We start from the raw sequence: 15456 nt of genomic DNA on the forward strand, positions 1-15456 counted from the left end.
AGCATAATACGCCCCGCACCAGCAACGGTGAGATACAAAAAAGATATGGCTATGTAGCTCAGCTGGTTAGAGCACATCACTCATAATGATGGGGTCCCCTGTTCAAATCAGGGCATAGCCACCACTCTTTTTACTACCAAGATCTCATTATAAATTGCTGACGCTATATGCGGGGGTGGCGGAATTGGTAGACGCGCTGGATTTAGGTTCCAGTATCTTAGGGTGTGAGAGTTCAAGTCTCTCCCTCCGCACCAACTTCTCGATAAGAAGTAAACTTATCAAATAAGTAATTGTTGGAATATCGCCAAGCGGTAAGGCAGCAGGTTTTGATCCTGCCATTCCCAGGTTCAAATCCTGGTATTCCAGCCAATGGCTATGTAGCTCAGCTGGTTAGAGCACATCACTCATAATGATGGGGTCCCCTGTTCAAATCAGGGCATAGCCACCATTTACTTACCTTCTGTGCGGGGGTGGCGGAATTGGTAGACGCGCTGGATTTAGGTTCCAGTATCTTAGGGTGTGAGAGTTCAAGTCTCTCCCTCCGCACCATCTTAATTAGATGTAAAACTAAAAACTAATTGTTGGAATATCGCCAAGCGGTAAGGACAGAATCAGAGGTTTTAATTTCCTCTATTCTTCTCCAGATTGTGTTCACTGGTTCAACGTTTGAATTGAAAGTAATTATTGTTGGAATATCGCCAAGCGGTAAGGCAGCAGGTTTTGATCCTGCCATTCCCAGGTTCAAATCCTGGTATTCCAGCCACTTTCTCTACCAATGAAAGTGTATATAATTAAAGCTTGTAGCTAAACTACAAACCCTGCGGGGGTGGCGGAATTGGTAGACGCGCTGGATTTAGGTTCCAGTATCTTAGGGTGTGAGAGTTCAAGTCTCTCCCTCCGCACCATCTTTTAGATGTAAAACCAGAAAGTAATTATTGTTGGAATATCGCTAAGCGGTAAGGATTGAAACAGAGGTTTTGATACTTCTTCTCGTCTCCAGACTCAAATCACTGGTTCAACGATTGAATTGAAAGTAATTATTGTTGGAATATCGCCAAGCGGTAAGGCAGCAGGTTTTGATCCTGCCATTCCCAGGTTCAAATCCTGGTATTCCAGCCACTTTCTCTACCAATGAAAGTGTATATATAATTAAAGCTTGTAGCTAAACTACAAACCCTGCGGGGGTGGCGGAATTGGTAGACGCGCTGGATTTAGGTTCCAGTATCTTAGGGTGTGAGAGTTCAAGTCTCTCCCTCCGCACCATCTTTTAGATGTAAAATCAGAAAGTAATTATTGTTGGAATATCGCTAAGCGGTAAGGACTGAAACAGAGGTTTTGATACTTCTTATGGTCCCCAGACTCAAATCACTGGTTCAACGATTGAATTGAAAGTAATTATTGTTGGAATATCGCCAAGCGGTAAGGCAGCAGGTTTTGATCCTGCCATTCCCAGGTTCAAATCCTGGTATTCCAGCCACTTTCTTATCACTGATGAAGTGTATTACAATCCTATAGCTGGTAGCTTAACTACTCACCTGCGGGGGTGGCGGAATTGGTAGACGCGCTGGATTTAGGTTCCAGTATCTTAGGGTGTGAGAGTTCAAGTCTCTCCCTCCGCACCATTTATACTCCTACAAGTTAAACTCTTCTAGATACTTTCAATATTGTTCATTTTAATAAAATTCAGCCATTTTTATCTTTATTCACTTTTTCTGCATTATTCACTTACCCTACGTAATTCACTTAACTGATAGCCTTATTCTTTAGCCAATAAAAAACGGACCAAAGCCCGTTATTGATCCGACATGCTTATACTAAAGTGACGTTAAAAAACACCACCCATCGCATGCTTTAAGACTTGCGCCTTCAAAGGCCCAGCATTATTTGCCAGCTTTAAAGCACTATTACGTAAAAACTTTAAAGGTGCTACCTCATTAGAAAAGCCAAAGTAACACGCATCCATCATGCTCATCATGGCTAAATTATCTTTACGTCGCGCTTTTTCATACGCTTTTAATAAGCTAAATGCACCTAAATCAAGTTGATTCTCTAAGCAATGTGCTAGCGCAGCCACATCTTTAAATCCTAAGTTAACTCCCTGCCCTGCCAATGGGTTAATTGTGTGCGCCGCATCACCAATTAGCACTACTCGCCCTTTACTGTAACTGTTAGCATGTTGACGAGTCAGCGGAAACACCGCTTTTTCACAGATACTAAAGTCACCTGGTAACTCAAAAAAATACGCTTCAATTTGCGCTTTAAGTTGAGCGTTGCTCATTTTTGCCAACAAGGCGAGTGTGTCACTGTCTTGATACCAAATTAAATTTGCATAAGGCGCTTGCATAGGTAAAAACGCAATGGGACCTGATGGCTTAAATTGTTGCCACGTTTTTATTTGTTGTTCGGCATCTAACTTTATTAATATCCCCATACAACTTTGTTGATACTGCCAGCCCGTAGTACCAATATTGGCCAATTGACGCACCTGAGAACGCCCACCATCGGCCGCAATTAATAAATCCGCGATATAGCTTTTATCACCATAATGTAAAACCACATCCTCTACGCCGTGTTCTATCTCTGTTGGCTGGCTAGTTACCTGCTCTACACGAATATGCCATTTTTCAAATTGGCGCCATAAACTGGCTTGCACTAAGCTATTTTCAATTAAGTGACCTAAGTGGCTCTCTCCCATATCAGCACAATCGAATAGCAATCGATTTGAGAGGTGCTCATATGCTTCAAGTTGTTGGTAAGGCGCAATTCTGCGCTCGCGTAACAGTGGCATTGCGCCAAGTTCATCTAGTAAAGCTTCTGAGAAACGATTGATGGCTGAGATACGAATATCGACGTTCTCACTGTCAAGCACACTATCAGGCGTTATAGGCTGATGTTCTAAAAGCGTCACATCTGCCCCTTGCATTGCTAATTTCACCGCAGCTGCAGCGCCAACCATGCCACCACCAACAATCACAACCTTGTTTTTCATGCCTTTTGCCTTAATCAAATGAATGCCATTAAATTGTATCGCACCTTATGCGGTTTTGTCCGTTTGTAATGCAGGAAATACGCTTATGTTTGCTCCCAGCTTCTAAAGTTAAAAACTATACTTGGCTAGTTACGCTAGGTCATATAAAATACGCGTCCTTTAAGCTTTGTGGTTACGAAACACTGATCGCTTTGCAAACGTCAAATTGCGCGCTATGTGCTGAAGTCCGAATTGAATACGAGGCAATATTTCAATGAGTAAAAAATTGCATATTAAAACCTGGGGTTGTCAGATGAACGAATATGACTCCCAGAAAATGGCAGATCTGCTAGATGCCACTCATGGCTATCAATATACCGAAGAAGCAGAGCAAGCGGATGTCATCTTACTCAATACCTGTTCAATTCGTGAAAAGGCACAAGAGAAAGTATTTCATCAGCTTGGACGCTGGAAGTTATTAAAAGACGATAACCCTGATTTGGTTATTGGTGTTGGTGGCTGTGTTGCCTCACAAGAAGGCGACACCATTCGCAAGCGTGCACCCTTTGTTGATATCGTATTCGGTCCGCAAACATTGCATCGTTTACCTGAAATGATCAAACAAGTACAAAACAAGCAAGGCTCTGTGGTTGACATTTCTTTCCCTGAAATCGAAAAATTTGACCGCTTACCAGAACCTAAAGCGGAAGGCCCTTCTGCATTTGTTTCGATTATGGAAGGCTGCTCTAAATATTGTACATTCTGTGTTGTGCCATATACACGTGGTGAAGAAGTGAGTCGTCCATTAGATGACGTCTTACTCGAAGTGGCTCAATTAGCTGAGCAGAACGTGCGTGAAGTAAACCTACTAGGACAAAACGTAAATGCTTATCGTGGTGAAACACACGATGGTGAAATCTGTTACTTCTCAGATCTTCTGCGTTATGTGGCAGCCATTGATGGTATTGACCGTATTCGCTATACCACATCTCACCCTGTTGAGTTTACGCCTGACATTATCGACGCATACGAAGACGTACCAGAGCTCGTTGATCACTTACACTTACCCGTACAAAGTGGTTCAGACCGTGTATTGAACTTAATGAAACGTGGTCACACTGCACTTGAGTACAAATCAACAATTCGTAAACTACGTAAAGTACGCCCTAACTTGAGTATGTCGTCAGATTTCATCATCGGCTTCCCAGGTGAATCTACCGCAGACTTTGAAGCAACAATGAACCTAATCAACAGCATTGGCTTTGATATGAGTTTCAGCTTTATTTACTCAGCACGCCCGGGAACGCCTGCGGCCGACTTGCCTGACGATGTGACTGAGCAAGAGAAAAAAGAGCGTCTTTACATTTTACAAAACCGTATCAACCAAATGTCACAAGACATTAGCCGTAAAATGTTTGATACTGAGCAGCGTATTTTAGTTGAAGGCCCTTCAAAGAAAAACCCGATGGAATTACGTGGTCGTACTGAAAACAACCGTGTAGTTAACTTCGAAGGCCCTCATTCTGTGATCGGTCAGTTTGTTGATGTACGTATTACAGAAGCACTGCCTAACTCATTACGTGGCGATTTAATTCGTACCGAAGCAGAAATGAACTTGCGTAAACAGGTGGCACCGTCATCTATTTTAAATCGTGCACCGGCTGAGCCAGAAGCCGATGAGCTAGGTGTAGCGACTTTTACGCCATAACGCTAACTTAAATTACGCCAGCATATGCTGGCGTAATTATTACAGGAATCAATTTTGAGTAGTCCAACAAAAAATATTGAGTTTTATCTAGAGCCATCAGACAACGCACGCCTCTCTTCTTTGTGTGGTCCTTTCGACGAGAATATAAAACAAATCGAACGTCGTATCGGTGTCGAAGTGACTCACCGTGACAATTGGTTCAAAGTCACAGGCCAAGCTGTCCAAGTTAAAGCCGCAATGGATATTTTAAAGACCCTTTATGTTGATACCGCACCGGTACGAGGCGAAATCAAAGAAATTGAACCCGATAATGTTCATTTGGCAATTACTGAGTCAAAGTGTTTAGAGCAAGATACTGCAAACGTATGGGATAAAGAAGTTTACATAAAAACTCGCCGTGGTGTTATTAAGCCTCGCAACCAAAATCAGAGCCAATACGTTGCAAACATTCTGATGCATGACATCTGTTTTGGTGTAGGCCCAGCAGGTACTGGTAAAACCTACTTAGCGGTGGCCGCAGCCGTTGATGCCCTAGAACGCCAAGAAATTCGTCGCATTTTGTTAACTCGCCCAGCGGTTGAAGCTGGTGAAAAACTTGGTTTTTTGCCCGGTGACTTAACCCAAAAAATAGACCCATACCTTCGCCCGCTTTACGATGCGCTTTTTGAGATGCTAGGTTTTGAAAAAGTAGAGCGACTCATAGAAAAAAATGTCATTGAAGTGGCGCCTTTAGCCTATATGCGTGGTCGAACCCTAAATGATGCGTTTATTATTTTAGATGAAAGTCAAAATACCACCGCAGAGCAAATGAAAATGTTCTTAACGCGTATTGGCTTTAATTCAAAAGCCGTCATCACCGGTGATATTACTCAAATTGACTTACCTCGTGGTGCACGTTCAGGCTTACGCCATGCTATCGACGTGCTGGGTGATGTTGACGAAATATCGTTTAACTTTTTCAAATCCCACGATGTTGTTAGGCACCCTGTAGTGGCCCGTATTGTCGAAGCCTATGAGAAAAAAGAAGAAGCTGAGCGTAAAGAAAAAGCCGCAAAAGAATTAGCGCGTCATAACGCAGCAAAGTCGGACTAAGAGTTATTATGAGCATTGAATTAGATTTACAAATTGCCTGTGAGTTCGAGAATTTACCCTCTCACGAGCAATTTGAACTTTGGGCGAGTAAGGCACTACTGCCTTATCATGAAAACCCAGAGTTAACCATTTTAATCGCCGACGAAACACAAAGCCAAGAGCTCAATAGCCAATATCGCGGAAAAGATAAATCGACCAATGTATTATCGTTTCCTTTTGAGGCACCTCCTGGTATAGACTTACCACTTGTTGGTGATTTAATCATTTGTCCTCAAGTGGTTAAACGTGAATCAATTGAACAAGAAAAGTCATTTCACGAACATTTTGCGCATATGGTGATCCACGGGTGCTTGCATTTATTAGGGTTTGACCATATAAATGAACAAGACGCGATAGAAATGGAAAGCCTTGAAAAAGAATTTCTAGCCGAGATAGGGATTTCAGACCCCTATCGCGATGATATTTAAACTACGGAGTAAGACATAGTAATGAGCGACGATAACTCGCATAGTAGCCAGGGTTCTTCTAGTAAAACCTGGTTGGGACGCATCACTCAGATGCTGCAAGGGGAACCCCAAAACAAAGAAGAGTTGGTAGAAGTTATAGCTGATGCTCAGGAGCGTGATTTAATCGATCCTGAAACAAAAGATATGATGGAAGGTGTATTAGGCGTGTCTGAACTTAAAGTTCGTGACATCATGATCCCGCGCTCACAAATGATCACTCTCGATGTTGATGAGTCATTAGAGCAGCAACTACCCAGCATGGTTGAATCTTCACACTCTCGCTTTCCTGTGATATGTGAAGATAAAGACCACGTTGAAGGTATTTTACTTGCCAAAGACTTATTGCCACTTATCTTAAATAAAGATGACGCATTACCTGTTATACGTGAGTATTTGCGCCCTGCAATTGTGGTCCCTGAAAGTAAGCGTGTTGACACGTTACTCAACGAGTTTCGTCAAAAGCGCTACCATATGGCCATCGTCATTGATGAATATGGTGGAGTCTCAGGTTTAGTAACCATCGAAGATATTCTTGAAATCATTGTTGGTGAAATTGAAGACGAGCATGACGACGATGAAGAGCAGCAAGATATTCGCCAGCTTTCAAAGCATGTTTATACTGTACAGGCACTCACGCCGCTTGATGAGTTCAATGAATTCTTTAAAACCGGTTACGACACTCACGAAGCCGACACAATTGGTGGCATCATTTTGCACGCTTTTGGTCATATGCCCAGCCGCGGTGAAACCATTGACATTGAGGGGCTACAGTTCAAAGTAACTAACTCCGATAACCGTCGCATCATTCAACTTCAGGTCAGCGTACCCAAGACCGAGCATGTTGAGCAAGAAACTGAATAAATTTATTACCCTTTGTAAAGATCTACGCGCATGGCTTGCATTATTTGCAGGCCTGTCGCTTACTTTCGCTTATGCCCCCTTTAACCTTTGGCCATTGGTGTTCATTGCCATTGCTCTTGCGTGTTACTGCACCGATGTAAAAAGCACAAAGCAAGTCGCTATATATGGTTTTATTTTTAGCTTTGGCTGGTTTGCTGCAGGTATAAGTTGGGTACACGTATCCATTGCACAATTTGGTGGATTACCGCTACCCGCTTCATTATTACTGATGGCCTTTTTGTGTGGCTATTTAGCCTTGTACCCCACTCTCGCATTTATATGTGCCCATAAATTCAGCCAAACTCCTTGGCAACGCGTATTTCTCCTGATCAGTGGCTTTGCTATTTTTGAGTTTTTACGGGGTAAGTTGCTTACGGGATTCCCTTGGCTCAGTTTTGGCTATACGTTAACAGACAGTCCCTTTAGTATATTGGCGCCAATTATGGGTGAAGTGGGCTTAACACTGTTGTGTGTTATGCTAGGAGCATGTTTATACCTGCTTATTACAGCTCGACAATACGTGTTATCGATTGGCGCTACCACAGCTATCGCGTTGTTATTTTTGTTTAATCATTTTATTCAATCACCCACTTACAATAATAAAGTGATTTCTACCCTACTGGTACAAGGCAATATTCAACAAAGTTTGCGCTGGGAACCTGAGCAGTTTTGGCCAACCATGTCTAAATATCGCGATATGACCCGCCGTCATTGGCAAGATGTTGACTTAGTCGTGTGGCCAGAAGCCGCTATCCCTGAAATTGAAGACATCGCCTATCCCTTTTTAGAAGGGCTAGACAAAGCCGCGGCTTTTAATAATACCGCGGTGATCACGGGGATCCCAGATTATCAATTTAATTCTAAAACCGTTTACAATTCGCTCATTGTGCTCGGTAAACAGCAAGCTCACGACACCGAAGGCCATTATCAGTATTTACACCGAAACCGTTATCAAAAACACCAGTTATTACCTATTGGAGAGTTTGTGCCGTTTGAAGATATACTCAGGCCCATCGCACCACTGTTTAACTTAGCAATGTCGTCGTTCAATCGTGGTGAACGTGTACAAACTAACTTAGTTGCTAACGGATTGCATATTTTACCAGCGATTTGTTATGAGATTACGTTTAGTGAATTAGTAAGAGATAACTTTACCGATGAGTCTGATTTGCTATTCACCGTCAGTAATGATGCTTGGTTTGGTGACTCTCATGGCCCACACCAGCATATGCAAATTGCACGAATGCGCGCTCTTGAGCTGCAACGCCCCTTAATCCGTGTTACAAACAATGGTATTACGGGCGTCTTTGACCCCATATCAAAACAGCAAACTGCCCTGTCACAATTTACTGCTGATACCCTGAAAGTTGACGTAAAATTAATTCAAGGCACGACACTATTTAGCCAATATGGACAAAAACCAGTTTGGCTTTTCGTCAGTATACTGCTGCTATATATCATAGTAGTGAGAATAAAAGCCTCCCTAATGACGAAAGTTGCAAGGAATTTTTTATAGTCATCATTGTCCTTTAGTCTCGCTGTAATACAGCGCCTATCAACCTGGACTCTACCGTGAATTATACCTGCCATCTTTATTGGTCAGCCTTTATATAGAAAGACGCACTGGCATGACAGAAGGTTAATATTACAGCCTAACTTCCTTACATCACACTCATCATTACCTTCATTTATATAGCTGATGATCTATTTAATAGGCATTTTAATAAACAGTGACCTAACATAAATAAATGTGAAAACTCAATAGGTCTTCACATTTATAAGCTTGCCCTCTCGATTAAATTAACCTGCAGATCCTAATACCATCTTCGTCGAATATAAAAACAACTTATGAGTAAAGTCAGTAAAACCATCAATGCACCGCCTGATTTACTCGCCTCTTTAACAGGCTTGACAATCGCTTTGACGGGCACTGGCTTATCCTTCACTTCGACGCTAATTTCTTTGAAGTCGTAGGCGTTATGATTATCTACGACGAACAAACCGATAACGTAAGTCCCTGCTACAGGAAATTCATATTGAAAAGTCGCTTCCCTATAATCTGCTTGATATATTCCATCAATATACCACTCTAGATGTGTAATTTGGCCATCCGTATCACTGCTCTTACTAGAGTCAAAATCACATATTAACCCATCACAACTATATTCAAGCACTGCAACCGGCTCTATGATCCCTTGTAATGTTAAGGTCTTTTCTGTGCTAGCAACAAAGCCAAACTCATCCTCAACTTGTAGTACAATTTTGTACTCCCCTGTTTCATAGTAGTTGAAAGACACCGATTTACCAAAAAGCGGGGCCCGATCATTAATCAGCCATCTATAGGTTAACTCTCCGTCATCTGTACTTTTATCACCAGAAACAATACATTCTAAATCTGCACATTCGAAAGAAAAATCAGCTGTCGGGAGTACATTTTGATTTTCGATATTATTGTCAATCACTAAGCTAGCACCTTTAACCGTCCCCCAATTGCCATCTTGATCCTGTGCTTTCATATACAAGCTATAACGGCCTTCAGACCAATTTTCTGTATTTAACACATAGCTGATCAGCTCATTATTCGAGTCAAACTCACCGTCAGCAGCCGATAATTGTATCTCCTTGGTCACCTCTGCCGTATCCACATGACTGATAGTCAATAAGACTTGTTTAATCGATTGTGAAGCTTCCAAAGTTTCGTCCGCAAGCTGCCTAAACAACGCATCAGATACATTGGCTTTTAAATTAATGTTCGTGCCCGATGGGACAGGCTTTTGACCTGAACCTTCCAACCGTATACCAACCACCTCTGGCCCTTTAGTAATGGTATAAGGTGATATCGCTGCTTTAGCTGCATACATTAACGCACGTAAGTTATTCGGTAGCACCTCCTGCTCATAAGTTTGGCAAGACTCAAAAAATTGCGTGCCTATCTCGAAGATAATTGAAGCAATACCAAGCTCGCCATAGCCAAGCCCTGTGCTAACACCATCAGCAGGGTACAGGTTAGAACTTTGGAAAGCACGGTATCCATTTATCGCCGCAAAACGCCTCCCCAAGCGCTGTAAACCAGCTGCATTAGGCGCAGGATCAACCGTTGTGCTCCACGGCCACATCACCATTCCACCAGCACTATGAATATCAATGAATAAACCCGGCGTACTGGTCGGTGCTGCATCATTGACATTGGGTCCTCTGCTATCTGGGAAGATACTTTTGACGTATGCTTCTATTGCTTGAATTTCAGGCTCAGAGCCTTTTTCATGGCCTCGAAAGGTACTCATACACTCATCACCACTTGAGCCGTTTTCTATCGAAAACCAATTAAAAGTGTAGTTTCTGTTTAAATCTACACCCATACGATTTGGCTCGTCACTGCAATAATTGTTATTGGTATTTTTGCGCCACCATAGCCCTTCTTCGGCCTTTTTTCGACCATCGGGGTTGGCAACCAACAGTAAATGAATTTCAGTATTGTCAAGGATCCAATCTACCTCAGGATCAACCCCCTGATTTGTTATCAAGTACTTTGCAAATGCAAGATTTAACGCAACAGGCGCATATTCTCTGGCATGTAACCCACTTTGTAAGAATAGTTTTGGCTTATTTGAATTTTTTTGATCAGCCCCTATTACCAGTACATTTAAGTCATACCCGGATTCTTTTTGCGTTTTTTTCCAAGACTCCCCTATTTTTTTCCATTGGACTAACTCAGGATGGGCGATTGCCAGAGACTTGGCCTCCGCATACGTACCTTCCACAGTGTTATAACATTCAAACTCAGGTATAGTGAGTTCAACATTACTATCACTCGATTTATTTACTAATTTGGTCAGTGAGTTACGCTTAATTCGGCTGTCAAATACATGGTCATTATTTACACCAATATAGACGACATGATCCGTATTTTTCAGTTGGAGATACTCTTTTTCTGAAAGGTTTAATATCAACATATCCCCTTGTATTTCTAAGAGTGAATCATGATATTGATGCGCCAATTTATAGGCATCCAGTACTGTTGAAACCTTCACGCTATAATTGACAAAATTACTCTTGTGGGCAAAAGATACGTTCGGTATGGAAGAGATCAGAAGTGAAATTATTACAAAAACGACTCTCATCGATTATTCCTTTTTGTTATTGTTTAAGCGCTAAACTACTATCAAAAAAGCAGATTGTAAAACTACGTCAAGACCCTATTATTAAATTATTGCGCAGTAAAACACTTTATTAACAACCATATAAATCATAAATAGGTGTCAAGCTATTTGCTCACTAGCAAAAAACTCGACTCTATTTAAACCGCTTTTTTAAAACAGAAACTCAACAAAAAAATCATACTAAGGTATTTTTCTTTCTATCGTGAAGGTTGGTATATTCAACAATAAAAATAACACTAAAGAATTATTTGTAGGCACCTATTTATTAGAATCCATATACTCAAGCTGAACATATGAATAATGTTGACTCAAACGCTTCAACATAATGACGATTTTAAAGGAAGATCTAAGGCTCAAATAAAGTAAAAATAACTTAAATGGAAGGAGCAGTATTCAAGAGTCAAGGTGATTAGATACGTGAAGAAAAACGAGGTTTAATTCATATGCCTTAAAACTTCACTGAGAGTATGAAGCGCTCAACTTCATACTCTCAGTCTGTAAAGATTAAATTAAGTTGGGCTAAGCTGCTTTAACCGAGTCACTGCAAACATCATAATGACAAAAATAACAAAAGTACCCATCGCAAAGTGCCATATCGTCAGAGTATCACTTTTTCTCTGGGTTTTATCACTGGGTGCAAAGAGGATAAAATTGTCAATATCATCTTTCGATATCGACTTATCAAAAAATAGATAATCATAGAAGAAATGTCTTATCTCTTTGTGATAATCAACAATCTGCTGCTGATATTCAGCGTGATCTCGACTACTTGTGTTAGCAAGTTGATTCAATTGTAACTGAAAAAACAACGCAGGTGAGAGTAAGCTTAAATTCTGTAATTGCTGGTAACGTGCTTGGTGATTCTCTACAAAACTCAACCACAGATCGTGCACCGCTAAGTCACTCATATGCTGTTGAGCATAATACCACTTCCATTCAAATGCATCGCCCAACGGAGCCGTGTCTTGCCAATGTGGTTCATGCTGTAAGAACTCATCCAAAATGGCCTGCTTGTTTTGGTCTTGATCCCACCCATTATTAAGCACCATACGCTGCTCTAAGCTCATTTTTAATGGCGCTTCGCTGTGAAACTGACTCGATAAGTACAAATGCACAGCACCAGGGATCAACATTGCAAATAACACCCAGCTACTCAAGTATGCCAAGCTATTCACCACACTGCTTTTCCCAAAGCTCATGATCAACCCAGCGGCTGAAAACCAGAACAACATGTATACACTGGTTGCTAGCAGTACTACCCAAAAAGCCGCATCAAAGGGTAAAGATAACAGCAACGCGGCACTTACGAGCAAGCTCAATACCAGTAACCAAATAACAGCAAACCGTAATGCAATTTGCTTACATACTTGACTAAATGCGCTCTTTGGTAATGCATTAAGAAGTCGCCAACGACCCGCATGTTGTTCATCCGAAATTAAAGTTACGGTCATGATCCCAATCACCAAAGGTAATAGATAGACCAGTACAAAACCTAAATCGAGCCCCCCCGTTCGTTGCTGAGAAGGGTTCACTGTCTCTCGATTAAATATTTGACTTTGTAGTGCAGTAGCACGAATTTTTGTTGCCACCATCGAAGATTGACTTTCTCCAACGAACAAAGCTGCCCAAGGACTTAACTGCCATTTCGTTGGCGCGCTGGCATAATAAGCCAATGAGCCTGCTTCCGGTAAAGATTCACGCTGAGTGACATGTTCACGCTCTTTTTGAAACACAATTTTCGATTTGTATTGATCAATACGAATGTTTTTATAGCCTTGCGCGCCTTGGTATATGGCAAACACCCCAGATATCACAAAAAGGATCAGCACCAACTTATTGATCTTGCCTGAGAAGAGTCTCATACATTCAAGTTTAAACAGTAGCATAAATCCTCCGCTGCATAACTTTGCTATTTAACGTGATAAACATAAGCACCACCACGCACAGCGGCAGTAACCATAACCAAGAAAAGGGGTTAAGCGACCAATTTAAATTAGGTGCTTGATAATGAAAGGGCTTAAATTCTTGCCAATAAGATTTATGTACCTTTTGGTCTCTGTCATTATGAAGGTGGATCTCATGCGTATGGAGCTTATTTAATTTTTGAATTCTTGCATAACGGTGCGCTTCAGCCTGTTGCTCAAAATCTAAAAAGTGCTTTGCATCAGTTCGGGTTAATGCCATCGAAAAATCGCGTACAAACAAATAAGGATTTAACCAATAGAATTGACGAATAAACTGCTGCTGAGCAGAGAACTGTGCGAGCTGCTTATTATAATGCTTATTGTGGATCTGCGCATTTAACTTTTCGCCCTCTTGCATCACCAACCCTTTATAATTGATAGGTAGCTCCTCAATAGAATCGACCCCGTATTTTTTCAACGTGTCAGCTCTAAATTGATTAAAGTATGGATCATCTGGATTATGACTATTACCCACCTTGCGGTTGTCTAGTTTTACCGTCAATTCAAAGTCATTTCGTTTTTGATGCGGATATTGATTATGAGCAAATTCAGCCAGCATACGCGGCATTAATATGGTCAATATAAACCATATAGACGTCAATAATACCAACGCTTGTTTTGGTTCTTTGACATAACTTGAAATGAGCAGTGTTAGGCCTATCCAAAATAAGCAATAGAGCAAATACACACCAAATAAAAGGAGTAGCCTAATAACCCCTTCAGAGGAAAATGCAGCGCCTGCATTCGTCGCCAACACCAATGAAAATATAAATACCGGTAAAATAAACAACACAGATAAAAACAAGTAACTGAGACTTTTACCTACGATGAGCGTTCTAAAAGACACCCCCATCGACATTAATTGTCGTAACGTGCCGCTCTTTTGCTCGCCACTAATACTGGCAAATCCTAAACCAATGATCAGTAGTGGCCAAATCGTTAACAATATATTGGCACTGCTTAGCTCTGAAAAGCGTAGCAATGTTCCGCCGTCTTGATCGTTGGCGAAATTGGCACTGTTTTGTTTATGTGCCTCTAAAAAAATACTGTCTCCTACCCATGCGTTAACGCCTAAATCAAAAAAGCTCAGTGCACTAGGTGGACGAAATGCAAAATGCCCAAAATGCGCCACGCGATGTGGGTGCCTATCAGGCTGGGCTTGCCACTGTTGCTCTACTAAAGTTTGCGCTGCGGTTTGGGTTTTCACACTGTGTTGAAATTGTTGCCAACCCGTATACAAAGCAACAGCCAATAGCAATTGGATCATGATGAAGAGTAGCCATAAGCTGGGGCTTTTGCGCTTACTGGCCAGCTCATGTCGAAATATCTTCATTACTTTTTTATTAATCATGTAGATGTACTTCCTGTATGAATACTTTCACAATCATGTAAGGTACTAATTAAACTCGATTAGCTCGCCTTTCGGACGACGCTTGTCCCTGAAATCAACTCATGATATTTATTTTCTAATGTGTTGATCGAAAGCTGCTTATTATCTAGCAATGTCAGAAGTTGCCCTTTATCCATAATGCCTATTTTATTGGCTAAGGTGTGCGCACAATAAAAGTCATGCGTTACCATCAAAATCGCGGCTCCCTTATTAGCCAGTTGCTCAATAATTTTTATAAACTCACGTGTCGCACTCGGATCAAGGCCTGAAGTCGGTTCATCTAGTAGCAACACTTTTGCTTGACGAATAATGGCAAAAGCAATCCCCACTTTTTGTCGCATGCCTTTCGAGTAACTTTTCAAAGAGTGTTTACGGGCACTTTGCTCCAACCCAGTTTCATCTAATGCAGCATTGATTTGCTCATCTGAAACTTGTAGACCCGATAAGCTGGCAAGATACTTTAAATTATCTATGGCATTAAACTCTTGATAAAGGTTAACTTGTTCTGGCAAGTAGACCAGTTTGTCTTTGCTGCTGTTATTACTATGAACGTCTGCGCCATCGATTAAGGCTTGACCACTGTCAGGGTGCAAAAAATTAAGGAATAAATTGAGCGTGGTGCTTTTACCGGCACCATTTGCGCCCAATAGACACATAATTTCACCCGGTGCCACCGTAAAATTCAGGTTATCGAGCACTTGTTTATCGGAAAATGATTTACTTAAATTTATGGCTTCTAACACAAAAACACTCCTTTAACGAAAAATC

At 41.4% G+C, this 15456-nt stretch carries 10 protein-coding genes and 11 tRNA genes; 16 read left to right on the forward strand and 5 right to left on the reverse strand.

Annotated elements, in window-relative coordinates; all coding sequences use genetic code 11:
- Positions 1-47 precede the first annotated feature (47 nt).
- The 11 genes from CWC18_RS11840 (at position 48) to CWC18_RS11890 (ending at position 1622) form a co-directional block, all read left to right on the forward strand.
- Positions 48-124: transfer RNA gene (locus CWC18_RS11840), tRNA-Met, on the forward strand.
- A gap of 45 nt (positions 125-169) precedes the next feature.
- Positions 170-254 (forward strand) — tRNA-Leu (locus CWC18_RS11845).
- A gap of 40 nt (positions 255-294) precedes the next feature.
- Positions 295-369: transfer RNA gene (locus tag CWC18_RS11850), tRNA-Gln, on the forward strand.
- Between the two features lie 2 nt (positions 370-371).
- Positions 372-448 (forward strand) — tRNA-Met (locus tag CWC18_RS11855).
- A 16-nt stretch (positions 449-464) separates the two neighbouring features.
- Positions 465-549, forward strand: a tRNA-Leu gene (locus tag CWC18_RS11860).
- 139 nt (positions 550-688) lie between these two features.
- Positions 689-763, forward strand: a tRNA-Gln gene (locus CWC18_RS11865).
- Positions 764-820: 57 nt separating this feature from the next.
- Positions 821-905: transfer RNA gene (locus CWC18_RS11870), tRNA-Leu, on the forward strand.
- Positions 906-1044: 139 nt separating this feature from the next.
- A tRNA-Gln gene (locus CWC18_RS11875) sits at positions 1045-1119 on the forward strand.
- Positions 1120-1178: 59 nt separating this feature from the next.
- Positions 1179-1263, forward strand: a tRNA-Leu gene (locus CWC18_RS11880).
- A gap of 139 nt (positions 1264-1402) precedes the next feature.
- Positions 1403-1477: transfer RNA gene (locus CWC18_RS11885), tRNA-Gln, on the forward strand.
- A 60-nt stretch (positions 1478-1537) separates the two neighbouring features.
- Positions 1538-1622 (forward strand) — tRNA-Leu (locus CWC18_RS11890).
- A gap of 203 nt (positions 1623-1825) precedes the next feature.
- Here the strand turns inward: CWC18_RS11890 and CWC18_RS11895 are convergent.
- Complete coding sequence (locus CWC18_RS11895) at positions 1826-2989, reverse strand: FAD-dependent oxidoreductase (protein ID WP_138591916.1); 1164 nt, start codon at positions 2987-2989, stop codon at positions 1826-1828.
- Between the two features lie 253 nt (positions 2990-3242).
- Here CWC18_RS11895 and miaB point away from each other — a divergent pair, with 253 nt between their 5' ends.
- Genes miaB through lnt form a run of 5 tightly spaced genes read left to right on the forward strand, consistent with a single transcriptional unit; the run spans position 3243 to position 8690 of the window.
- The gene (miaB, locus tag CWC18_RS11900; RefSeq protein WP_138591915.1) at positions 3243-4676 is read left to right on the forward strand and encodes a tRNA (N6-isopentenyl adenosine(37)-C2)-methylthiotransferase MiaB; all 1434 of its coding nucleotides are present in this window, start codon (positions 3243-3245) and stop codon (positions 4674-4676) included.
- 54 nt (positions 4677-4730) lie between these two features.
- A complete protein-coding gene (locus CWC18_RS11905) occupies positions 4731-5768 on the forward strand; it encodes a PhoH family protein (protein WP_138675313.1) in 1038 nt (345 codons plus the stop codon).
- Positions 5769-5776: 8 nt separating this feature from the next.
- Positions 5777-6235, forward strand: a complete 459-nt coding sequence (gene ybeY / locus CWC18_RS11910; RefSeq protein WP_119859674.1) for an rRNA maturation RNase YbeY — start codon at positions 5777-5779, stop codon at positions 6233-6235.
- Between the two features lie 21 nt (positions 6236-6256).
- The gene (corC, locus tag CWC18_RS11915) at positions 6257-7135 is read left to right on the forward strand and encodes a CNNM family magnesium/cobalt transport protein CorC (protein ID WP_119859675.1); all 879 of its coding nucleotides are present in this window, start codon (positions 6257-6259) and stop codon (positions 7133-7135) included.
- Entirely contained in the window at positions 7113-8690 is a 1578-nt protein-coding gene (gene lnt, locus CWC18_RS11920; RefSeq protein ID WP_138675314.1) for an apolipoprotein N-acyltransferase, read from the forward strand. The genes corC and lnt overlap by 23 nt, the downstream gene beginning before the upstream one ends.
- Before the next feature lie 298 nt (positions 8691-8988).
- Here lnt and CWC18_RS11925 read toward each other — a convergent pair whose 3' ends face one another.
- From CWC18_RS11925 to CWC18_RS11940, 4 genes are all read right to left on the reverse strand, one after another.
- Positions 8989-11295, reverse strand: a complete 2307-nt coding sequence (locus CWC18_RS11925) for a M14 family zinc carboxypeptidase (protein ID WP_138675315.1) — start codon at positions 11293-11295, stop codon at positions 8989-8991.
- Positions 11296-11843: 548 nt separating this feature from the next.
- Positions 11844-13220 (reverse strand): DUF3526 domain-containing protein, encoded by a 1377-nt coding sequence (locus CWC18_RS11930; protein WP_138675316.1) that lies wholly within the window; start codon positions 13218-13220, stop codon positions 11844-11846.
- Positions 13207-14649 carry an ABC transporter permease gene (locus CWC18_RS11935; RefSeq protein WP_138675317.1) on the reverse strand — a complete coding sequence of 481 codons (1443 nt, stop codon included), beginning with the start codon at positions 14647-14649 and terminating at the stop codon, positions 13207-13209. Before CWC18_RS11935 ends, CWC18_RS11930 begins: the two co-directional genes overlap by 14 nt.
- Before the next feature lie 59 nt (positions 14650-14708).
- Positions 14709-15431: an ABC transporter ATP-binding protein gene (locus CWC18_RS11940; protein WP_138675318.1), complete on the reverse strand. Its 723-nt coding sequence runs from the start codon at positions 15429-15431 to the stop codon at positions 14709-14711.
- Positions 15432-15456 lie beyond the last annotated feature (25 nt).

The organism is Pseudoalteromonas aurantia, assembly GCF_005886875.1.
GTDB classification, from domain to species: Bacteria; Pseudomonadota; Gammaproteobacteria; order Enterobacterales; family Alteromonadaceae; genus Pseudoalteromonas; species Pseudoalteromonas aurantia_A.

Bases quoted from the DNA above. Each gene is read 5' to 3' on its own strand.
- CWC18_RS11925 (WP_138675315.1), bottom strand. From the start codon at position 11,295: ATGAGAGTCGTTTTTGTAATAATTTCACTTCTGATCTCTTCCATACCG.
- ybeY (WP_119859674.1), top strand. From the start codon at position 5,777: ATGAGCATTGAATTAGATTTACAAATTGCCTGTGAGTTCGAGAATTTA.
- lnt (WP_138675314.1), top strand. From the start codon at position 7,113: ATGTTGAGCAAGAAACTGAATAAATTTATTACCCTTTGTAAAGATCTA.
- CWC18_RS11935 (WP_138675317.1), bottom strand. From the start codon at position 14,649: ATGATTAATAAAAAAGTAATGAAGATATTTCGACATGAGCTGGCCAGT.
- CWC18_RS11895 (WP_138591916.1), bottom strand. From the start codon at position 2,989: ATGAAAAACAAGGTTGTGATTGTTGGTGGTGGCATGGTTGGCGCTGCA.
- miaB (WP_138591915.1), top strand. From the start codon at position 3,243: ATGAGTAAAAAATTGCATATTAAAACCTGGGGTTGTCAGATGAACGAA.
- CWC18_RS11930 (WP_138675316.1), bottom strand. From the start codon at position 13,220: ATGCTACTGTTTAAACTTGAATGTATGAGACTCTTCTCAGGCAAGATC.
- corC (WP_119859675.1), top strand. From the start codon at position 6,257: ATGAGCGACGATAACTCGCATAGTAGCCAGGGTTCTTCTAGTAAAACC.